This window comes from Actinocorallia aurea, from assembly GCF_054783995.1.
Window position 1 is genome coordinate 39106 of record NZ_BAAGPQ010000027.1, and the last position, 20555, is coordinate 59660.

24 protein-coding genes are annotated in these 20555 nt (G+C 71.3%); 20 read left to right on the top strand and 4 right to left on the bottom strand.

What is annotated here, in order from left to right; translation table 11 throughout:
• The first annotated feature begins 51 nt into the window (after positions 1-51).
• From ACYVOM_RS29635 to ACYVOM_RS29700, 14 genes are all read left to right on the top strand, one after another.
• Positions 52-453: a Rieske (2Fe-2S) protein gene (locus tag ACYVOM_RS29635; protein ID WP_460306833.1), complete on the top strand. Its 402-nt coding sequence runs from the start codon at positions 52-54 to the stop codon at positions 451-453.
• Between the two features lie 42 nt (positions 454-495).
• On the top strand, positions 496-2472 hold the full coding sequence (uvrC, locus tag ACYVOM_RS29640) for an excinuclease ABC subunit UvrC (protein WP_460306834.1): 1977 nt from the start codon (positions 496-498) through the stop codon (positions 2470-2472).
• The gene (gene rapZ, locus ACYVOM_RS29645) at positions 2469-3341 is read left to right on the top strand and encodes an RNase adapter RapZ (protein ID WP_460306835.1); all 873 of its coding nucleotides are present in this window, start codon (positions 2469-2471) and stop codon (positions 3339-3341) included. The genes uvrC and rapZ overlap by 4 nt, the downstream gene beginning before the upstream one ends.
• Positions 3342-4289, top strand: coding sequence for a gluconeogenesis factor YvcK family protein (locus tag ACYVOM_RS29650; protein ID WP_460306836.1), 948 nt, complete (start codon positions 3342-3344; stop codon positions 4287-4289).
• Positions 4290-4374: 85 nt separating this feature from the next.
• A complete protein-coding gene (gene whiA, locus ACYVOM_RS29655) occupies positions 4375-5355 on the top strand; it encodes a DNA-binding protein WhiA (protein ID WP_460306837.1) in 981 nt (326 codons plus the stop codon).
• Positions 5356-5635: 280 nt separating this feature from the next.
• Entirely contained in the window at positions 5636-6640 is a 1005-nt protein-coding gene (gap, locus tag ACYVOM_RS29660; RefSeq protein ID WP_460307098.1) for a type I glyceraldehyde-3-phosphate dehydrogenase, read from the top strand.
• A gap of 93 nt (positions 6641-6733) precedes the next feature.
• On the top strand, positions 6734-7921 hold the full coding sequence (locus ACYVOM_RS29665; protein ID WP_460306838.1) for a phosphoglycerate kinase: 1188 nt from the start codon (positions 6734-6736) through the stop codon (positions 7919-7921).
• A 5-nt stretch (positions 7922-7926) separates the two neighbouring features.
• Complete coding sequence (gene tpiA / locus ACYVOM_RS29670) at positions 7927-8712, top strand: triose-phosphate isomerase (protein WP_460306839.1); 786 nt, start codon at positions 7927-7929, stop codon at positions 8710-8712.
• A 154-nt stretch (positions 8713-8866) separates the two neighbouring features.
• The gene (gene secG / locus ACYVOM_RS29675; protein WP_460306840.1) at positions 8867-9106 is read left to right on the top strand and encodes a preprotein translocase subunit SecG; all 240 of its coding nucleotides are present in this window, start codon (positions 8867-8869) and stop codon (positions 9104-9106) included.
• A gap of 83 nt (positions 9107-9189) precedes the next feature.
• Positions 9190-9564 carry an RNA polymerase-binding protein RbpA gene (locus tag ACYVOM_RS29680; protein WP_123663791.1) on the top strand — a complete coding sequence of 125 codons (375 nt, stop codon included), beginning with the start codon at positions 9190-9192 and terminating at the stop codon, positions 9562-9564.
• 93 nt (positions 9565-9657) lie between these two features.
• Entirely contained in the window at positions 9658-10008 is a 351-nt protein-coding gene (locus ACYVOM_RS29685) for a VOC family protein (protein WP_460306841.1), read from the top strand.
• Positions 10009-10098: 90 nt separating this feature from the next.
• A complete protein-coding gene (locus ACYVOM_RS29690) occupies positions 10099-11445 on the top strand; it encodes a dihydrolipoyl dehydrogenase family protein (RefSeq protein ID WP_460306842.1) in 1347 nt (448 codons plus the stop codon).
• A gap of 99 nt (positions 11446-11544) precedes the next feature.
• Positions 11545-12126 (top strand): cysteine hydrolase family protein, encoded by a 582-nt coding sequence (locus ACYVOM_RS29695; protein ID WP_460306843.1) that lies wholly within the window; start codon positions 11545-11547, stop codon positions 12124-12126.
• Between the two features lie 7 nt (positions 12127-12133).
• Positions 12134-13165 (top strand): GlxA family transcriptional regulator, encoded by a 1032-nt coding sequence (locus ACYVOM_RS29700; RefSeq protein WP_460306844.1) that lies wholly within the window; start codon positions 12134-12136, stop codon positions 13163-13165.
• 61 nt (positions 13166-13226) lie between these two features.
• Here the strand turns inward: ACYVOM_RS29700 and ACYVOM_RS29705 are convergent, their stop codons facing one another.
• Positions 13227-13805 carry a TetR/AcrR family transcriptional regulator gene (locus ACYVOM_RS29705; protein ID WP_460306845.1) on the bottom strand — a complete coding sequence of 193 codons (579 nt, stop codon included), beginning with the start codon at positions 13803-13805 and terminating at the stop codon, positions 13227-13229.
• 93 nt (positions 13806-13898) lie between these two features.
• Here ACYVOM_RS29705 and ACYVOM_RS29710 point away from each other — a divergent pair, with 93 nt between their 5' ends.
• Entirely contained in the window at positions 13899-14606 is a 708-nt protein-coding gene (locus ACYVOM_RS29710; RefSeq protein ID WP_460306846.1) for an SDR family oxidoreductase, read from the top strand.
• Between the two features lie 205 nt (positions 14607-14811).
• Here the strand turns inward: ACYVOM_RS29710 and ACYVOM_RS29715 are convergent, their stop codons facing one another.
• Positions 14812-15267 (bottom strand): MaoC family dehydratase, encoded by a 456-nt coding sequence (locus ACYVOM_RS29715; protein WP_460306847.1) that lies wholly within the window; start codon positions 15265-15267, stop codon positions 14812-14814.
• Positions 15268-15394: 127 nt separating this feature from the next.
• Here ACYVOM_RS29715 and ACYVOM_RS29720 point away from each other — a divergent pair, with 127 nt between their 5' ends.
• Entirely contained in the window at positions 15395-16162 is a 768-nt protein-coding gene (locus ACYVOM_RS29720) for a dienelactone hydrolase family protein (protein ID WP_460306848.1), read from the top strand.
• A gap of 4 nt (positions 16163-16166) precedes the next feature.
• Positions 16167-16478, top strand: a complete 312-nt coding sequence (locus ACYVOM_RS29725; protein WP_460306849.1) for a DUF6295 family protein — start codon at positions 16167-16169, stop codon at positions 16476-16478.
• A 42-nt stretch (positions 16479-16520) separates the two neighbouring features.
• Here ACYVOM_RS29725 and ACYVOM_RS29730 read toward each other — a convergent pair whose 3' ends face one another.
• Together ACYVOM_RS29730 and ACYVOM_RS29735 are read right to left on the bottom strand one after the other, a co-directional pair.
• Entirely contained in the window at positions 16521-17183 is a 663-nt protein-coding gene (locus tag ACYVOM_RS29730) for a histidine phosphatase family protein (RefSeq protein ID WP_460306850.1), read from the bottom strand.
• 59 nt (positions 17184-17242) lie between these two features.
• On the bottom strand, positions 17243-18628 hold the full coding sequence (locus ACYVOM_RS29735) for an NAD(P)/FAD-dependent oxidoreductase (protein ID WP_460306851.1): 1386 nt from the start codon (positions 18626-18628) through the stop codon (positions 17243-17245).
• A 165-nt stretch (positions 18629-18793) separates the two neighbouring features.
• Between ACYVOM_RS29735 and ACYVOM_RS29740 the strand changes: the two genes are divergently transcribed.
• The 3 genes from ACYVOM_RS29740 to ACYVOM_RS29750 all read left to right on the top strand — a co-directional run bounded on the left by ACYVOM_RS29740 (position 18794) and on the right by ACYVOM_RS29750 (position 20555).
• Positions 18794-19309: a GNAT family N-acetyltransferase gene (locus ACYVOM_RS29740; RefSeq protein WP_460306852.1), complete on the top strand. Its 516-nt coding sequence runs from the start codon at positions 18794-18796 to the stop codon at positions 19307-19309.
• A gap of 85 nt (positions 19310-19394) precedes the next feature.
• Entirely contained in the window at positions 19395-20228 is an 834-nt protein-coding gene (locus ACYVOM_RS29745; RefSeq protein ID WP_460306853.1) for a class I SAM-dependent methyltransferase, read from the top strand.
• A gap of 57 nt (positions 20229-20285) precedes the next feature.
• Positions 20286-20555 carry a hypothetical protein gene (locus tag ACYVOM_RS29750; protein ID WP_460306854.1) on the top strand — a complete coding sequence of 90 codons (270 nt, stop codon included), beginning with the start codon at positions 20286-20288 and terminating at the stop codon, positions 20553-20555.

Sequence of the window (20555 nt, forward strand, 5' to 3'; positions counted from 1 at the left end):
CTACGGCGGGGTTGGGGGCGACCATCGCGGAGCATCGCCCATGATGGTGCCATGTCCGAGAAACTCTCCCGCCGTGCAGCGCTCGGCACCTTCGGCGCGGCCGGGCTCGCGAGCATCACCGCGTGCGGCACCGGATCCGCCCGCGAGACGCCCCCGAACCTCGCCGGCAAGGAACTGGCGAAGACCGCCGACATCCCCGTCGGCGGCGGCAAGATCATCGGTGAGTACAAGCTCTTCGTCGTCCAGCCCACCGAGGGCGTCTTCAAGGCGTTCACCTCCGTCTGCACCCACCAAGGCTGCGGCGTCGGCGCCCCGCGCGACGGCAAGGTCTCCTGCCCCTGCCACGGCAGCGAGTTCGACGCCTTCACCGGCGAGGTCACCCATCCCCCGGCCAAGGCCCCCCTGCGCGAGTACAAAGTGGAGGTCAAGAACGGCGCGGTGGTCGCGATCTGAGCGCGGCCCCGAAAGGTCAGTGCCGCGCATTAGTCTTGCGGTGTGGCAGATCCTGCGTCCTACAGGCCCGCCCCCGGTGCGATTCCGGAGTCGCCGGGGGTCTACCGGTTCCGTGATGAGCACGGCCGGGTCGTCTACGTGGGCAAGGCCAAGAACCTGCGGCAGCGGCTGGGCTCGTACTTCGCCGACCACGCCGGGCTGCATCCGCGCACCCAGTCGATGGTCACCACGGCCGCGTCCGTCACGTGGACCGTGGTGTCCACGGAGGTCGAGGCGCTCCAGCTCGAGTACTCGTGGATCAAGGAGTTCGATCCGCGCTTCAACGTCCGCTACCGCGACGACAAGTCCTACCCGTACCTCGCGGTCACCATGAACGAGGACTACCCGCGCGTCATGGTCATGCGCGGGGCCAAGCGCAAGGGCGTCCGCTACTTCGGCCCCTACTCGCACGCGTGGGCGATCCGCGAGACCGTCGACCTGCTGCTGCGCGTCTTCCCCGTGCGGACGTGCAGCGCGGGCGTCTTCAAGCGGCACGGCCAGATCGGCCGCCCCTGCCTGCTCGGCTACATCGGCAAGTGCTCGGCCCCGTGCGTCGGCAGGGTCGACGAGGCCGAGCACCGCGGGCTCGCCGAGGACTTCTGCGCGTTCATGGCCGGCGACACCGGCAGGTTCATGAAGCGCCTGGAGCGCGAGATGTTCGCCGCGGCCGAGACCGAGGAGTACGAGACCGCCGCCCGCCGCCGCGACGACATCCGCGCGCTGGAGCGGGCGCTGGAGAAGCAGGCCGTCGTCCTGTCCGACAGCACCGACTGCGACGTCATCGCCTTCGCCCGCGACGAGCTGGAGGCCGCCGTCCAGGTCTTCTACGTGCGCGGCGGCAGGATCCGCGGCCAGCGCGGCTGGGTCGTCGACCTCGTGGAGGAGCGCACGACCGGCGAGCTGGTCGAGGACTTCCTCATCCAGGCCTACGGCGACGGCGACTCGGTGCCGCGCGAGGTCCTCGTGCCCGAGGCCCCGCCGGACGAGGACGCGATGAACGAGCTGCTCAGCGAGGCGCGCGGCGCGCAGGTCAGGGTCAGGGTGCCCAAGCGCGGCGACAAGAAGGAGCTGCTCGGCACGGTCGCGCGCAACGCGCACGAGGCGCTGAAGCAGCACAAGACGCGCCGCGCGGGCGATCTCACCGCGCGCAGCCGCGCCCTCCAGGAGCTCCAGGACGCCCTGGAGCTGGACCAGGCCCCGCTGCGCATCGAGTGCTTCGACGTCTCCAACCTCCAGGGCACCAACGTCGTGGCGTCCATGGTGGTGTTCGAGGACGGCCTCGCGCGCAAGTCCGAGTACCGCCGCTTCACGATCAAGACCGTGCAGGGCCAGGACGACGTGCGCTCGATCCACGAGGTCATCACGCGGAGGTTCAAGCGGTACCTGGCCGAGAGCCAGAAGGCGGGAGAGCTGTCCCCCGAGGGCATCGCGGGGGAGGACGCCGAGGGCCTGCTGTCGTCCTACGGCTTCTCCGGCGACGACGAAGGCCCCCGGCAGCCGCTCGATCCGGAGACGGGCCGCCCCCGCAAGTTCGCCTACCCGCCCAACCTCCTGGTGATCGACGGCGGCCCGCCGCAGGTGGCCGCCGCCCAGCGCGCGCTGGACGAGCTCGGCATCGACGACATCGCGGTCTGCGGCCTCGCCAAGCGGCTGGAGGAGGTCTGGCTGCCCTCCGATCCCGACCCGGTGATCCTTCCGCGCACGAGCGAGGGCCTGTACCTGCTCCAGCGGGTCCGCGACGAGGCGCACAGGTTCGCGATCACCTTCCACCGGGCCAAGCGGTCCAAGGCGATGACGGCGAGCGAGCTGGACGGCGTCCCGGGGCTGGGCCCGGCCCGGCGCACCGCCCTGCTCCGGCATTTCGGTTCGGTCCAGCGGCTGAAGAAGGCGACTCCGGCGCAGATCGCCGAGGTGCCCGGTATCGGCCTGCGGACCGCGGAGTCCATAGCTGCGGCACTTCAGGGGGGAAGCACCACATGACACAGCACGTGCCCGACATCGTGATCGTGACCGGCATGTCGGGCGCCGGACGCAGTACCGCCGCGAAGGCGCTGGAGGACCTCGACTGGTTCGTGGTCGACAATCTCCCGCCCGCGCTGCTGGCGACCATGGCCGACCTCGGCGGGCGCGTCCAGGACGCGGTCCCGCGCATCGCCGCCGTCGTCGACGTGCGCAGCCGCGCGTTCACCTCCGACCTGCACTCGGCCATCGCCGAACTGGAGGCCCGCGGCACCCGTCCGCGCGTCGTCTTCCTCGAGGCGAACGACGACGCCCTGGTGCGCCGGTTCGAGAGCGTCCGGCGCCCGCACCCGCTGCAGGCCGACGGCCGCATCCCCGACGGCATCGCCCGCGAGCGCGCCCAGCTCTTGGAGATCCGCGCCTCGGCCGACCTGGTGATCGACACCTCCGACCTCAACGTGCACCAGCTGCGCGCCAAGGTCGTCGACGCGTTCGGCGACACCGGCGGCGAGTCCAGCCTGCGGGCCACGGTCATGTCGTTCGGCTACAAGTACGGCCTGCCCGTCGACGCCGACCTCGTGGTCGACTGCAGATTCCTGCCGAACCCGCACTGGATCCCCGAGCTGCGCCCGCAGAACGGACGGGACGAGGCGGTGCGCGACTACGTCCTCGGACAGCGCGGCGCCAAGGAGTTCCTCGACTCCTACACCGACGTGCTGCGCCTGCTCATCGAGGGGTACGAGCGCGAAGGCAAGCACTATGTCACGCTTGCGGTGGGGTGCACCGGGGGCAAGCACCGCAGTGTGGCGATGGCCGAGCAGTTCGGCCAGAGACTCAGAGACGAGGGAGTGGACGTCCAGGTGGCCCACCGAGACCTCGGCAGGGAGTAAGTGAAGAACCCCGGAGTGGTCGCCCTGGGAGGCGGCCACGGTCTTCACGCGTCCTTGTCCGCCCTGCGCAGGGTCACCGACCGGTTGACCGCCGTGGTCACCGTCGCCGACGACGGCGGCTCCTCCGGCAGGCTCCGCCGCGAGCTGGGCGTCATCCCGCCCGGCGACCTGCGGATGGCGCTCGCCGCACTGTGCGGCGACGACCAGTGGGGCCGCACCTGGAGCGAGGTGGTCCAGCACAGGTTCCGCAGCCAGGGCGACCTGCACGAGCACGCGGTGGGCAACCTCCTCATCGTGGCGCTGTGGGAGCTGCTCGGCGACACCGTGGAAGGGCTGGACTGGGTCGGGCGGCTGCTCGGCGCGCAGGGCAGGGTCCTGCCCATGTCCACGGTCCCGCTCGACATCGTCGCCGACGTCCTGGGCGTCGACCCCGACCGCCCCCTGGAGATCACCCGGGTGCGCGGCCAGGTGGAGTGCGCCCGCACGCCCGGCAAGGTCCAGAGCGTCTCGCTCGTCCCGGAGGAGCCCCCGGCGAGCCCCGAGGCGCTGGAGGCCGTCTACGAGGCCGACTGGGTGGTGTTCGGCCCCGGCTCGTGGTTCACCAGCGTCCTGCCGCATCTGAAGGTGCCGGAGCTGCGCCGCGCGCTGGAGGAGACCCGCGCCCGCCGCGTCGTCGCGCTCAACCTCGCCCCCCAGCCGGGGGAGACCGACGACTTCTCCCAGCAGGCCCACCTCGACGTCCTGCACGCGCACGCCCCCGACCTGCGCGTCGACGTCGTCCTGGCCGACGCCGGCGTGGTCGAGGACCACGAGGCCCTCGGCAAGTCGGCGCAGCGGCTGGGCGGCGAACTGCTGCTCGCCGACGTGGCCATGCACGACGGCTCCCCGCGGCACGATCCGGCCCTCCTGGCCCAAGCTTTCGTACAGATCTTCGCTAGTGGCGCATGACCGGGCGGGAATCCGGGAAACTGGAGCGACATTCCGACGCGCGGGGTCAGCCGTCTAGAGCTGGCGGGGGGAGAAGAGGTAGCGCATGGCGATGACCGGCGTGGTGAAGGACGAACTGAGCCGGCTGCCCATCATGAAACCCTGCTGCCGGAAGGCCGAGGTCTCCACGATCCTGCGCTTCGCGGGCGGGTTGCACCTGGTGAGCGGCCGGATCGTGATCGAGGCGGAACTGGACACAGGGGCCGCCGCGCGCCGTCTGCGCAAGGACATCAACGAGGTCTTCGGCCACACCTCGGACGTGATCGTGCTGGCCCCGAGCGGCCTGCGCAAGGGCAACCGCTACGTGGTGCGGGTCATCCGGGAGGGCGAGTCACTGGCCCGCCAGACCGGTCTGATCGACGGCAACGGCCGTCCGGTGCGGGGCCTGCCGCGGCACGTGGTGGCGGGGGCCGCCTGCGACGCGGAGTCGGCCTGGCGCGGGGCGTTCCTCGCGCACGGCTCGCTGACGGAGCCGGGGCGCTCCATGTCGATGGAGATCACGTGTCCCGGCCCGGAGGCCGCGCTCGCGCTCGTCGGCGCGGCCCGGCGGCTGAAGATCAACGCCAAGACGCGCGAGGTGCGCGGGGTGGACCGGGTCGTGGTCCGCGACGGCGACGCGATCTCGGCGCTGCTCACCCGGCTCGGCGCGCACGACAGCGTGCTGGCCTGGGAGGAGCGGCGGATGCGCCGCGAGGTGCGGGCGACGGCCAACCGCCTGGCCAACTTCGACGACGCGAACCTGCGCCGCTCGGCGCGGGCGGCGGTGGCGGCCGGGGCAAGGGTCGCCAGGGCGATGGAGATCCTCGGCGAAGAGGCCCCGGACCACCTGATCGCGGCCGGTAGGCTCCGGCTGGAGCACAAGCAGGCGTCTTTGGAGGAGCTGGGTCAGCTCGCCTCGCCGCCGCTGACCAAGGACGCCATCGCCGGACGCATACGGCGCCTGCTGGCGATGGCCGACAAGCGGGCGTCCGATCTCGGACTTCCTGGAACAGAGGCGAATCTCACGCCGGACATGCTGGTTCCGTAGGCAGCACCGCGGGGACCGCGAGGCACACGGGCATGGGCGCGCCGCTCATGCCCTGGTCAAGCAAGTGGTCTAAACCAGACATCTATACCAATCCGGTCTAGACCTTCGGGATCGAGGCCCGGGTGAACGCGTCACCCCAGCTCCGGGGAGGTGCGTTCACCCCGTGTTCAACCCATACCAGTGACCGATCACGGGCGACCCGTTCGGTAGGGTCGGCGGTGGAAACAGGGCGGACGTGAAACCCCGGTCCTGGTTGAAGAAGCAACGCATGAGGAGAGTCGTGACCATCCGAGTAGGCATCAACGGCTTTGGCCGGATCGGCCGCAACTTCTACCGCGCCGTCAAGGCCAGCGGCGCCGACGTCGAGATCGTCGCCGTCAACGACCTGACCGACACCGCGACCCTCGCCCACCTGCTCAAGTACGACAGCATCCTCGGCCGCTTCCCCGAGGAAGTGAAGGCCGGCGCGGGCGAGATCATCGTCGGCGGCAAGGCGATCAAGGTCTTCGCCGACCGCGACCCCGCCAACCTGCCGTGGAACGAGGTCGGCGTCGACATCGTCGTCGAGTCCACCGGCTTCTTCACCGACGCCAACAAGGCCAAGGTGCACGCCGAGAACGGCGCCAAGAAGGTCATCATCTCCGCGCCCGCCAAGAACGAGGACATCACGATCGTGATGGGCGCCAACCACGAGCTGTACGACCCGGCGCGGCACACCGTGATCTCCAACGCCTCGTGCACCACCAACTGCCTGGCGCCGCTGGCCAAGGTCCTCAACGACTCCTTCGGGGTCGAGAAGGGCCTCATGACCACGATCCACGCCTACACCCAGGACCAGAACCTCCAGGACGCCCCGCACAGCGACCTGCGCCGCGCCCGCGCCGCCGCGCTGAACATCGTCCCGACCTCCACCGGCGCCGCCAAGGCGATCGGCCTGGTCCTGCCCGAGCTCAAGGGCAAGCTCGACGGCTACGCGCTGCGCGTCCCGATCCCCACCGGCTCCGCCACCGACCTCACCGTCGAGCTGTCGCGCGAGACCACCGTGGACGAGGTCAACGCCGCGTTCAAGGCCGCCGCCGAGGGCCCCTTCAAGGGCTTCCTCACCTACACCGAGGACCCGATCGTCTCCTCCGACATCGTGACCGACCCCTCCTCCTGCATCTTCGACGCCGGCCTGACCAAGGTCATCGGCAACCAGGTGAAGGTCGTCGGCTGGTACGACAACGAGTGGGGCTACTCCAACCGCCTCGTCGACCTCGTCACGCTCGTCGGCAAGAGCCTGTAAGTAGTGATCACGGAACGGGGCTTTTCACCCAGGGTGGAAAGCCCCGCTTCCGTTGCTGTCAGCGGTTCACTCCGGGTGCAAAAGGGGTTTGCAGTGAAGACGGTCGACGAGCTCGACGTACGCGGTAAGAAGGTGCTGGTCCGGACGGACCTGAACGTGCCGCTCGACGGCGCGAAGATCACCGATGACGGGCGGATCCGGGCGAGCCTGCCCACGATCCGGCAGCTGGTGGACAAGGGCGCGCGGGTCGTCGTCGTGGCGCACCTGGGCCGCCCCAAGGGCGAGCCGAAGCCCGAGTTCTCCCTCGCCCCGGTCGCCGGGCGCCTCGCCGAGCTGCTCGGCCAGGGCGTGGCGTTCGCCTCCGACACCGTCGGCGAGTCCGCCAAGGCCGTCGTGGCGGCGCTGGGCGACGGCGAGGTCGCGCTGCTGGAGAACCTGCGCTTCAACGCGGGCGAGACCAGCAAGGACGACGCCGAGCGCGGCGCGTTCGCCGACAGGCTCGCCGCTCTCGCCGACGTCTACGTCGGCGACGGGTTCGGCGCGGTGCACCGCAAGCACGCCTCCGTCTACGACGTGCCCAAGCGCCTCCCGCACGCCGCCGGCGGCCTCATCGCCACCGAGGTCGGCGTGCTGAAGAAGCTCACCGAGGACGTCGCCCGCCCTTACGCGGTCGTGCTCGGCGGCTCCAAGGTCTCCGACAAGCTCGGCGTCATCGACAACCTGCTGGAGACCGCCGACCGCATCCTCATCGGCGGCGGCATGGTCTTCACCTTCCTCAAGGCCCAGGGCCACGAGGTCGGCAAGTCGCTCCTCGAAGAGGACCAGATCCCGACCGTCCTCGAGTACCTGGCGCGCGCCGAGGACAAGGGCGTCGAGTTCGTCCTGCCCACCGACATCGTCGCCGCGACGGCGTTCGCCGCGGACGCCGAGCACGCGGTCGTCGCCGCCGACGCGATCCCCGCCGACCGGCTCGGCCTGGACATCGGCCCCGAGTCCGGAGAGCTGTTCGCCGCCCGCCTCGCCGACGCCAAGACCGTCTTCTGGAACGGCCCGATGGGCGTGTTCGAGATGGAGCCGTACTCGCACGGCACCCGCGCCGTCGCGCAGGGCCTCATCGACTCCGGCGCCTTCACCGTCGTCGGCGGCGGCGACTCCGCGGCCGCGGTGCGCACGCTCGGTTTCAAGGAAGACGCCTTCTCCCACATCTCCACCGGCGGCGGCGCCAGCCTCGAGTACCTCGAAGGCAAAGCCCTGCCCGGCCTCGAAGCTCTGGAGGACTGATCCTTATGGCCCGCAAGCCCCTCATGGCCGGCAATTGGAAGATGAACAACAACCACCTTGAGGCGATCCTGCTCGTGCAGAAGATCTCCTTCGGCCTCAAGGACAAGGACCACGAGGCCGTTGACGTCGCGGTCCTGCCCCCCTTCACCGACATCCGCTCGGTGCAGACGGTCGTGGACGCCGACAAGCTGAAGCTCGCCTACGGCTCCCAGGACGTCTCCGCGCACGACAAGGGCGCCTACACCGGCGAGATCTCCGGCGCGATGCTGGCCAAGCTCGGCTGCACCTACGCCACGATCGGCCACTCCGAGCGCCGCCAGTACCACGGCGAGGACGACGCGCTGGTCAACGCCAAGACCAAGGCGGCGCTGAAGAACGGGCTGATCCCGATCGTCTGCGTCGGCGAGGGCCTGGACGTCCGCAAGGCGGGCGAACAGGTGCCCTACACCCTCGCCCAGGTCGACGGCGCCCTTGAGGGCCTGACGGCCGAGCAGGTCAAGACGATCGTCATCGCCTACGAGCCCGTCTGGGCGATCGGCACCGGCGAGGTCGCCACGCCGGAGGACGCGCAGGAGGTCTGCGGCGCGATCCGGGGCCGGCTGGCCAAGCTGTACGACACCGACGTGGCCGAGGCCGTGCGGGTGCTGTACGGCGGTTCGATGAAGTCCTCGAACGTGGCGGGCCTCATGGCCCAGGCCGACGTGGACGGCGGTCTCATCGGCGGCGCGGCTCTTGACGCGGACGAATTCGTCAAAATCTGCCGGTACCGGGACTTTCTGGCGGTCAGCTGACGCCAAAGTTCGACGCCCGTGGGGTAGGTTCAACTGAACCACCGGCTCGATCGTCGTACCCTTCATACCGGCGGGTAAACCGATCGTCCCCGCCGGACGTCCTATACATTCAAACGAGCCCCGCGGCCGCGGGGCGGCTCAGAAGGCGCTAACCGTGATTCTTGCAACCTCGATCGTGCTGATCATCACGAGCCTGCTCATGATCACGCTCGTGCTGCTGCACAAGGGCAAGGGCGGAGGCCTGTCGGACATGTTCGGCGGTGGAATCTCCTCCTCCCTCGGCGGATCGTCGGTCGTCGAGCGCAACCTGGACCGTCTCACGATCGGCACCGGAGTGATCTGGTTCGCCGCCATCGTGGTACTCGGCTTCCTGTACAAGGCCAAGGGCCTCTGAGCGCAGCAGCGGCTGCAAACGACCTTTCGAACGCGCCGGGAGCCTGGCTCCCGGCGCGCATGATTCACATTTGAGGAGTGTCCGTGGCTAGTGGCAGTGCCATTCGCGGTAGCAGGGTCGGCGCCGGCCCGATGGGCGAGGCGGAGCGCGGCGAGGCCGCCCCGCGCGTCATCATCAGCTTCTACTGCGCCAACAAGCACGAGACCCGGCCCAGCTTCGCCAGCGACTGCCAGGTCCCCGAGACCTGGGACTGCCCGCGCTGCGGCCTGCCCGCCGGGACGGACTCCGCGAACCCGCCCGCGGCCCCCAAGAACGAGCCCTACAAGACCCACCTCGCCTACGTGAAGGAGCGCCGCTCCGACGCCGACGGCCAGGCCATCCTCGACGAGGCCCTCGGCAAGCTCCGTGAGCGCCGCCGCCTCGTCCAGGCCGCCATGGCGGCCGCGGCGCGCAACTAGGGCAGCACGCAGAAGGCCCGGTCCCCTCCGTGGGGACCGGGCCTTCTGCGTGGGCAGGGAGTGGGCCGCCGGGTGGCGGGCAGGGGTGGGGGCATGGGACTGAAGATGGCAGCGGTGACCGTGGACTGCGTGGCGCCCAGGGAACTGGCCCGGTGGTGGGCCGAGGCGCTGGGCGGGGAGATCGTGGCGGACTACGAGATGTACGTGGCGGTGGCGGGGGGCGGGGGAGTCCTGAGTTTCCAGAAGGTGGCGGAGCCGACGCCGGGCAAGAACCGGGTGCACGTCGACTTCGGGGCGGGCGACCGGCTCGCGGAGGTCAACCGGCTCGTGTCGCTCGGGGCGTCCGAGGTGGGCACGCACGCGTTCGGCGGGATGACCTGGACGGTGCTGGCCGACCCCGAGGGGAACCGGTTCTGCGTCTCGGGGGAGCCTTCCAGCACGTGATCAGGTGTTCGCGTCATGCCCGGAACGGTCGAGGGGCCCTACGGTGAGAGATGATCGATCATCGGAGTCTTGCGGGGTAGGAGCGGGGACATGGCGGAAGTCGAAGAGTCGGATGTGGTCGTCGTCGGGCTGGGGCCGGGCGGGGAGAACGCGGCGGGGCTGCTCGCGGAGGCGGGCCTCGCGGTGACGGCGGTCGAGGCGGGCCTCGTCGGCGGCGAGTGCCCCTACTACGGGTGCGTGCCGACGAAGATGATGGTCCGCGCCGCGGACGCGCTGGCCGAGGCGCGCCGCGTTCCGCGCTTCGCGGGCAGGGTCGAGGTCGAGGCGGACTTCGCGGTGCCCGCCGAGCGGATCCGCGAGGAGGCCACCGACGACTGGAACGACAAGGCCGCCGCCGACCGCCTCACCGGCAAGGGCGTCACCCTGGTGCGCGGATACGGCGTGCTGACCGGGCCCCGCGAGGTCACCGTCGGCGGGCGGGTCCTGCGGGGGCGCAAGGGCGTGCTGCTGAACCCCGGCACCGAGCCGCTCGTGCCGCCGGTCGAGGGGCTCGCCGGCACCCCGTTCTGGACCAACCGCGACGCGGTCAAGGCCACGCAGGCCCCCGCGTCGCTGATCGTGCTCGGCGGAGGCGCGATCGGCGTCGAACTCGCCCAGGTCTTCGCGAGGTTCGGCGCGAAGGTGACGGTCATCGAGGGGGCCGAAAGGCTCGTCGCGCCCTTGGAGCCGGAGGCGGGGGACCTCCTGCGGGAGGTCTTCGAGGCCGAGGGGATCACCGTGCTCACCGGCGCGCGGGCGTCGCGGGTGAGCCACGACGGCGCCGAGTTCACCCTGGAGTTCGGCGGCGGGACGGTCCGCGCCGAGCGCCTGCTGGTCGCCACAGGCCGCAGAACGGACCTGGAGCGCCTCGGGATCGCCTCGGTCGGCCTCGATCCCAAGGCGCGCTCCATCCCCGTGGACGGCCGGATGAGGGCCGCGGACGGCCTGTGGGCCATCGGCGACGCCGTGGGCGAGGGCGCGTTCACCCACGTGTCGATGTACCAGTCGGCGATCGCCGTCCGGGACATCCTCGGCCAGGACGGCCCCGAGGCCGACTACCACGCGCTCCCACACGTCACCTTCACCGACCCGGAGATCGGCGCGGCCGGGCTCACCGAGGCCAGGGCGCGCGCGACGGGGCGGGAGATCCGGGTCGCGAAGACCGACCTCGGCGACTCCACCCGGGGCTGGATCACCCAGGCCCAGGGCTTCGTGAAGCTCGTGGCCGACGGCGACCACCTCGTCGGCGCGACCGTCGCGGGTCCCGGCGGAGGCGAGATCCTCGGCTTCCTGGCCCTCGCCGTGCAGGCCCGGGTGCCCGTCGAGACCCTCAAGCACATGATCTACGCGTACCCGACGTTCTACCGGGCGATCGAGGCGACGGTCGCGGAGCTCTGACGGGCGCGGAGCTCTGCCGGGCACGGCTGACCGGATCGGTCCGCCTCCGGGCCAGGCCGTGCCTGTCCCGGAGGCGGCGGGGGCGGCAGCATCGGCGTCATGACCCGAGCACACCTCGTCATCGACGTCCAAGAGTCCTTCCGCGCACTGCCGTCCTGGGAGGCGATCTCCGAGCCGAAGATCGCCGACCGGGTGGGCGAACTCGTCGCGGGAGCCCGCGAGCGCGGCGACCTCGTCGTCTGGATCCTGCACTCCGAAGCCGGCTCCGGCACCGCCTTCGACCCGGCGTCCGGCCTCGTCCGGCTCATCGACGGCCTGGAGCCGCGGCCGGACGAGCCGGTCCTCCACAAGACCGCGCACAACGCCTTCACCACCACGGGCCTGCACAAACTGCTCACCGAGCGGGGGATCACGGAGGTCTCGGTCTCCGGCATCCGCGCCGAGCAGTGCGTGGAGACGACCGCGCGGGTCGCCTCCGACCTCGGCTTCGGCGTGCTGTTCGTCACCGAGGCGACCGCCACCCATCCGCTGGGCGCCCCCGGGACCCCGCCCGACGCGTCCGTCGCGGACCTCCTGGCGGACCCGCGGACGCTCCCCGCGGACGAGGTCATCCGCCGGACGGAGTACGCGCTGTCCGGGAGATTCGCCAGGATCGTCACCATCGCGGCCGCCGTAGACTGACCAGATCATGCCCAAAGTCGTGTTCCTGCTGCTGCCCGGAGTTCACCTGCTGGACCTGGCGGGACCGGCTCAGGTGTTCTCCGAGGCGGCGGGACTCGGGCTCGGCTACACGCTGCACTACGTCGCCGACCGGGAATCGGTGCCCTCGCACCAGGGCCTCCCGCTGGCCGCCGCGACGGAGTGGCCCACCCTCGGTCCGGACGACCTGGTGCTGGTCCCCGGCTGGCACGGCAGCAGCCCCGTCGGGGCCGAGCAGGCCCGCCGCCTCGCGGCGCACCACGCCGGCGGCGGGACCGTCGCCAGCGTCTGCGCCGGGGCGGACGCGCTGGGCCGGGCCGGCCTGCTCGACGGCCGCCGCTGCACCACCCACCACGCGCTCCAGGACGACCTGGCCCGGCGCTATCCGAAGGCACGGGTCGTCCGGGACATCCTCTTCGTCGCCGACGACCGGGTGGTGACGTCGGCGGGGATCGCCAGCGGGACCGACCTCGCGCTCCACCTCGTGGCCGAGCGGCACGGCCCGGCCGCCGCCGCGCGGGTGGCCCGCTCGATGGTCGTCTACGTGCGCCGCAACGGCGACGAGCCGCAGGCCAGCGCGATGCTCGCGCACCGGGCGCACCTGTCGGAGGTGGTCCACCGCGTGCAGGACCTCATCGACGCCCGCTTCGCCGAGCCGCTGTCCCTGACCGGGCTGGCCGCGCACGCCGGGGTCAGCCCCCGCACCCTCACCCGCCGCTTCGCCGCCGCGACCGGCCTCACCCCGCTGCGCTACCAGCAGCTCCTGCGGGCCGAGCACGCCGAGCGCCTCATCGCGCGGGGCGCCACCGTCGAGGCCGCGGCCCGCGCCGTCGGCTTCCAGGACGCCCGCATGCTGCGCCGCCTCCGCACCCGCACCGCCGGCGACCGTCTGAAGGGGGAGCCCGGCGGCACGGCAATCGCTCCCGCGGAGGAGGGAACCGGTCTCTGCGCTTCCTACCGCGCCCTGGCCGACGCCGACGAACAGACCGCCAACCCCACCTGCCGAGCGCCCACCGGCTAACGCCGATTTCTGCACTCGGACTCCTCTACCCCGGGCGCCCACCGGCTAGCGCCGTCTGCGCTCAGGCTCCTCGAAGGCCCATGCCGAACAGGACGGCTACGACGTCGTGGACGGTCTCGGGATGGCCTTCTTGCGCGGGGTCGAGGAGCCACTGCTGCTGGATGCCGTCCAGGAGCGCCAGCAGGGCGGTGGCGGCCTGGGCCGGGGTGAGGCCGGAGGGGAGCCGGTCGCCCCACCGTTCGGTGAAGGAGGCGGCCATGCGGGCGCGGACGTCGGCATAGTGGTCACGGAAATGGGCTTGTGCCGGATGGCCGTCGACGACGCTCTCCGCCATCAGCACGCTGTAGGCGCGGGCGAGGCCGGTGTGGTCGTGATCGTGGGAGACGACCTCGGCCATCTGGGCGGGCCAGTCTTTGCCGGAGTGGTCGGTGAGCAGGTGTGCGTGGTGAAGGTTCTGGCGGCGGTCGAGGAGCTCGGCGAGCAGCGCCTGCTTGTTGGGGAAGTAGTGCAGAACGCCCTGGCGTGTGAGACCGACCTGCTCGGCTATCGCGTTCAGCGATGTATCCCGCCAGCCTCGCTCGGCGAGCATCCGGATGGCAGTCGTCAGGATCTCCTCGCGCCTGCCGCCGTTCCCTCTCACCTGCGCCCATCCCTTCCATCGTCGTTCATCGGTGATGTCCTGCACTCCTGGAGTATGTTACCTACCTACATGTAGGTAGAGAGAGTGGGCATCATGAGTCGGACAGCGATCGTGACCGGTGCCGCAGGCGGAATCGGCGAGGCCGTCGCCCGGCGGCTCGCCTCCTCCGGAGTCCGGTGCGTGCTGGTGGACCGCAAGCCGTCGGTGGAAGAGGTCGCCGAGCAGATCGGCGGAAGCGCGGTGGTCGGTGACCTGACCGATCCGGAGCTGATGATGCGGGCGGCCGAGCGGGCGGGCGATCGGTTGGACCTGCTGGTCCTCAACGCCGGCGTCAACTCCGTCGACAAGGACCCCGCGGCCCTGGACCTGGACCGCTACCAGGCCGTCGTGGGCGTCAACCAGCACTCGGTCGTCTACGGGCTGCGCGCCGCACTGCCCTTGATGCGCCGTACGGGCGGCGGGTCGATCGTGGTCACCGCATCACTGGCCGCCCTCCAGGGCATCGAGCAGGACCCGATCTACACGATGACCAAGCACGCCGTCATCGGCCTGGTCCGCGCGCTGTCGGGACCACTGTCACAGGAGAAGATCCGGTTCAGCGCGGTCTGCCCCGGCCTGGTGGACACCCCGCTGGTCGCCGGGGCACGAGACCGGTTCCATGCCGCCGGCGTCCCAATGCTGAGCTCCGACGATGCCGCCGCCGCGATCGTGGAGACCCTGGCCACCGGCGAGCCCGGCACGGAACTCGTCGTCCGACCCGGGCACGCACCCGCCCGCTACCTCGTGGCCCCCTTGCCCTGACCAGGCGGGAAGCGCGCCCGCCCAGCACCTCGATGGAGGACTTCGCGGTCAGCCTGTGCGGCCCCGCCGCCAGGCACCCGACATGGCGAGTTCTTCCAGGGAGCGCCGAAGGCGCGGCCGCTCACGTGATCGGGCGCCCAGGGCGCGAAAGCGCCCGATCACAGCCGGCCCGCAGGCCCCCAGGGCCGGAGGGCCGGCCAAGAGCTCAGTCTCGGTACAGGGCGAGGACTTCGGCGACGCAGGCGGGGCGGCGTTGGCCGTCGATCTCGATGGTGACCTTCAGCGTGCCGAGTTTGCCGGCGGGGGAGTTCTTGAGGTCGGTGAGGACGGCTTTGGCGCGGACTTTGGAGCCGACGGTGACAGGGGTGTGGAACCGGACCTTGTTCAGGCCGAAGTTCACCACCATGGTCAGCGACTCGACGGTGAAGATCTGGACGACGTGGGCGGTGACCAGGCTGAGGGTGAGGTAGCCGTGGGCGATGGTGCCGCCGAAGGGGCTTTCGGTGGCGGCCCGTTCGGGGTCGATGTGGATCCACTGGTGGTCGCCGGTGGCGTCGGCGAACGTGTTCACCTGTTCCTGGGTGATCTCCTGCCACTCGCTGTGGCCGAGTTCTTCGCCGACGGCGGCGGCGAATTCGTCCAGATCGGCGAACGTGCGCATAGGGGAGACTCCTCGGGGTCGGGGCGGATCTGGAACATTCCAGCATGACCCGCCCATCTGTGCGAACCGGGTGGTCTGGCGGCGGGCCGGTTGGACGGGGTGGGGCTATCTCTGATATCCGGGGCCGATGAGCCACTCCATCGAATCCGCAGACGCGTTCACGGCGGGCACGGTCCCTCTTCCCGGTCATGGGGGCGACGAGATCGAGGCCTATCTGGCCCGTCCTTTGGCGGCCGAGCCGCGTGGCGGTGTCGTCGTGCTGCACCACATGCCGGGATATGACGAGGGCAGCAAGGAGATCACCCGGAAGTTCGCCGCGCACGGTTACCACGCGATCATGCCGAATCTGCACTTTCGGGACGCGCCGGACGCGGACCCGGATGACGCCGCGGCGGCCAGCCGGGCGAACGGGGGTGTTCCGGACGAGCGGCTCGTCGGGGACGTCGCGGGCGCCGCCGCCTATCTGCGGGGCCTGCCGAGTTCGAACGGCAAGGTCGGCGTCATCGGGTTCTGCTCGGGCGGTCGCCAGGCGTTCCTCGCGGCCTGCTCGCTCGATCTCGACGCGGCCGTCGACTGCTACGGCGCGTTCGTCATCGCCCATTCGCCCGACGGCTATCCCGTCGTGGTCCCGCCGGTCGTGGGTCTGGCGAAGGACTTGTCCTGCCCGCTGCTCGGCCTGTTCGGCGCGGACGACAAGTTCCCGGCGCCGAGTGAGACGGCGGAGCTGTCGGCGGTCCTCACCGGCCTGGGCAAGGAGTTCGAGTTCCACACCTATGAGGGCGCGGGCCACGCGTTCTTCTCGGTGAACCGCCCCGCCTACCGGCCGGAGGCGGCGGTGTCAGGGTGGGCCCGCATCTTCGACTTCTACGGCCGGCACCTGGCAGTGGCAGGCTGAGCGCATGTGCACCTATCACACCGAGTTCGCCGAGCTGGAAGGCAGCGCCAAGGGCAAGGACGGGTGGTTCTCCGTCACCAAGGCCGCCGTCTACGTCGACCATCCGTACCACGCGCCGCTGGAGCACTCGGTGAACATCGACTTCACCGCGCCGGAGCTGGGGCCGTCCGCGCGGGTGGCGGTCGAGCTCACCGAGGAGTCCGCGCGCGCCCTCGTCGCGGCGATCGAGGCGGCCCTGGCCGCGGCCCCGCCCGGCCTGGCGGCGTCCCCGACGGCCGCCCGGTTCGCGGGCGCCCCGGTGGAGCCGGGTTCTTAAAGCGTCTGTGTACCGGGCCCAGTGGGTACGGCCGGGGAGTTCCTAGAGCGGGCGGCCGTCGGGGCCGGAGGTGAGGAAGGACACGTCGTTGTAGGCGACGAGGTGTCCTTCGCGCCAGTGGGAGATCGAGGCGTTGGCGATCGTCTCCTTCTCGATCTCCATCACCTCGGCTTCGGTGAGGCCTTCGATGATGTAGCGGAACAGGACGATGACCGCGTCGTGGGTGGCGATGAGGACCCTGCCGTCGGCGGGGAGCCCGGCGAGGAGGCTGCGCAGCCGTAGGGCCACGTCGGTCCAGGACTCGCCGCCCGGCGGGCGGTAGTAGAACTTGCCTATGCGGGCCTGCCGGGCGTGCTCCTCGGGGAAGCCGAGGCGGATGCCCGAGGGGGTGAGGCCCTCGAAGACGCCGAGGTCGCGGTCGCGCAGCCGCTCGTCGACGCGGACGTCCGGCGGCAGCCCCGCGGCGGCGAGCGCGATCCGCACGGTCTCCAGCGCCCGCAGGTACGGCGAGGAGAGCACGAGGTCCGGCGGCGGGAGCCCGCGCAGGTGGCGGCCCGCCGCGGCGGCCTGGCGCGCGCCGAGCGGCGACAGCGGTATGTCGGAGTCCCGTTCGGCGACGGCGAGGGTGTCGGCCCCCGCGTGGATCGCCTCCTCCCGCGCGACGTTGCCGGTGCTCTGCCCGTGCCGGATCAGCGTCAACTCCATGCCGCGGGTCCTACCCAGCGGGCGTGCCGCTCGCGCACCCGCGCGTGCGCGGCATCAGGTCAGCGGCCGGAGATCAGGTCGGCGACCTTGGCGATCTTCGACGTGCGGCGCAGGCCCCGCTCCCGGGCGTCGGCCCGCTTGTACAGGCCGTACATGAGGTGGACGCCGAGCCAGCGCAATGGCTCGGGCTCCCAGGGCCGCACGTGCCAGCCGACCCACGGCAGGTCGGTGAGTTCGGTGCGCTCGTTCAGGACGAGGTCGCGCAGGGTCCGGCCGGCGAGATTGGCGGTGGCGACGCCGTGGCCGGTGTATCCGCCGGCGTGGCCGAGGCCGCTGCGCCGGTCCAGCGCCGCGGTCGAGCACCAGTCGCGCGGCACCGCGAGGACCCCGGACCAGGCGTGCGCGACGGGCACGCGCGCGGCGGCGGGGAAGAAGTCGGCGAGCATCGCGTGGAGCTGGCGGACCGTGCGCTCGTGGGTGCGGCCCGCGTCGTCGATCCGCGAGCCGTAGCGGTAGGGCCGCCCGCGTCCGCCGAAGGCGATCCTGTCGTCGGCTGTGCGCTGGGCGTACATGTAGTAGTGGGCCATGTCGCCGAGCAGTTCCGCGCCGTGCCAGCCCGTCTGGTCGAGGACGGCAGGGGGCAGCGGTTCGGTGACGATCATCGAGCTGTTCATCGGCAGCCAGTCGCGGTGCAGCGGCCGGAACGCCGCGGTGAACCCCTCGGTGGCCCGGATGACGTACTCGGCCGTGACGCGCCCGTACGGGGTGATGGCGGCGGCCGAGGAGGTGATGGTCCGGGGCCGCAGCGCGGTGACCTCGGTGCCCTCGTACAGCTCCACCCCGAGGTCCTGGACGACCCGGGCGAGGCCGCGCACCAGCTTCGCGGGCTGCACCCGGGCGCAGTGCGGGGTGTACGTCGCGTCGACGGCCCCGGCGACCCGGATCCGTTCGCCGGGCTCGATCAGGCGGAGGTCCTCCTCGCCCCAGCCCCAGGCGCGCGCGTGCTCGATCTCCTGCCGCATCCGCCAGCGCTGCGCCCGGTTGCGCGCGACCGTCACCAGGCCGTCCTGGACGAGGTCGGCCTCGACGCCCTCCTCGGCGGCGACCTTCACGACCTCCGCGACGGAGGCGAACATCTCCCGCTGGAGCCGGACCACGGAGTCGCGGCCGAATCGCTCGGCGTACGCCGACGCCGAGCCCGCCAGCTCGCCGACGACCCAGCCGCCGTTGCGCCCCGACGCGCCGTATCCCGCGAACTCCTTCTCCAGCAGCACGATCCGCAGATCCGGCCGGGCCTTCTTCAGGTAGTAGGCGGTCCACAGGCCCGTGTAGCCCGCGCCGACCAGGCAGACGTCGGCCTGCAGCGATCCCGGCAGGCGCGACGAGGGAGCGGGCAGCCCCGTCTCGCCGTACCAGTGGGAGACCGCGCCGTTCACGAAAGCCATGGGGCACATCCTGCTTTATAGGGGGCTTGATTGTCGCCTGGGCGATCGCCCGGAACCGAGGAGACCAAGGTCACGTGGGATATCCGGGCGGGGAAACGTGTGGCGCGCGCACTTGTAACACTCATCGGGGATTCTTACTGAATCGAGAAAGTAAGGGGGATTCCGATGATCACCGCTGGCGCGGAGACCGCCGCCCGCCCGGGCGCGGCGGGGCTCACCACCCGCACACTCCACCCGGGGGACCTGGCCGAGGTCGCCGCGATGCACGAGCGCTGCTCGGGAGCCAGCCGCCGGCTGCGCTACTTCAGCGCCAAGCCCACGCTGCCGCAGCGCACGTTCGACGTGTTCTGCGACCGGTCCCGGGGGCTGTCCCTGGCCGTCGAGGACGGGTCGGGACGGGTCGTCGCGCTCGGCCACATGATGTACGACGGCACGGCGGGGGCCGCCGAGCTCGCCTTCCTCGTCGAGGACGCGTGGCAGAACCGGGGGATCGGCCGCCGCCTCGCCGAGCTGCTGGTGGAGCTGGGCCGCGCCGAGGGACTGGGCGAGCTGCGCGCGAGCGTGTTCAGCGAGAACGCCAGGATGCGCAAGCTCCTCACCGCGCTCGGCGGCCGGACCCGCCGCACCGAGGACCCTGCCGTCGTGGAGATCGTGCTCGACCTGCGCCAGGCCGCCGCCTAGCCGACCCGCTCCGGGCGATTGAACGCTCTGTGTGATCGGACGCTCTGTGCGATCTGCCGCTCCGCGGGGCTGGGACGATGGCGGGGTGGCCATCTACGACGATCCCGAAGCCTACGAACTCGCCTGCGCCTTCCGCGACGTCCCAGGTGAGGCGGACGCGCTGCTGACCTGGGCGGCCCGGCACGGGAAGGCGCCCCGGACCGTCCTGGAGCTGGCGGCGGGCCCGGCCGAGCACGTCAGGGAACTGGCCCGCCGGGGCCTCGCGTGCACCGCGCTCGACCTGAACGCCGCGATGTGCGCCTACGCCGAGGCCAAGGAGCCCCGGCTCACCGTCGTCCAGGCCGACATGACCGACTTCGCGCTTCGCGAGCGGTTCGATCTGGTGATCACGATGCTGGACAGCACCGCGCACCTGCACACCCTCGACGCCTTCGCCGCCCACTTCCATCGCGCCGCCGCGCACCTCGCCGACGGCGGCGTCTACATCCTGGAGATGAGCCACCCCGCCGACCGCCTCGGCAAAGACTCCTCCACCACCACGACGTGGACGGCCGAGCGCGACGGCGTCACCGCCGACGTCACCTGGGGCTCCCTGGAGACCCCGCTCGACCCGCTCACCCAGATGGTCGACGACCACGTCGTCATCCGCGTCACCGAACCGCCGACCCGTCCGGGCGGCCCCACCCGCGTCCGCACCGCCGAAGGCACGGTCCCGTTCCGCTTCTGGACCGCCACCGAACTCCAGGCCGCCGTCCGCGTCGCCGCCCTGCAACACCCGGAGACGGCCCTGGAGATCGTCGCCCAATACGGCGACTTCTCCGACATCCCACCCACCGCAGACGAAGCCTGGCGCCTCATCAGCGTTTTTCGTGCTTCTGGCCGTCCCTCCGGCCCTGGGGGCCTACGGGACGGCTGGTGATCGGGCGCGCCTTCGGCGCTCCCTGGGAATCGGTGGGATTCCACTACAGTGCGGGGCATGTCTGAACCCATGAGCGCCGCGGAGACCGAGCGGTTCATCGCGAGCATGGTGCCCGTCGTCGCGCAGCACCTCGCCGAGAGCGGCAGGTTCCGGATCAGCGCGTGGACCGAGGAGCTGCAGGCGGCGTTCCGGGAGGTCACGAGCCGAACGTCGGCCGCGCTGGGCCGGCCGCTGATGGGCTACACGAACGGGCGCGAGTTCTGGATCGTGCCTCCGGAGGCGGCGGAGGAAGTCGGCGGGAACACGACGGCGCCCCTCGCTCAGTGA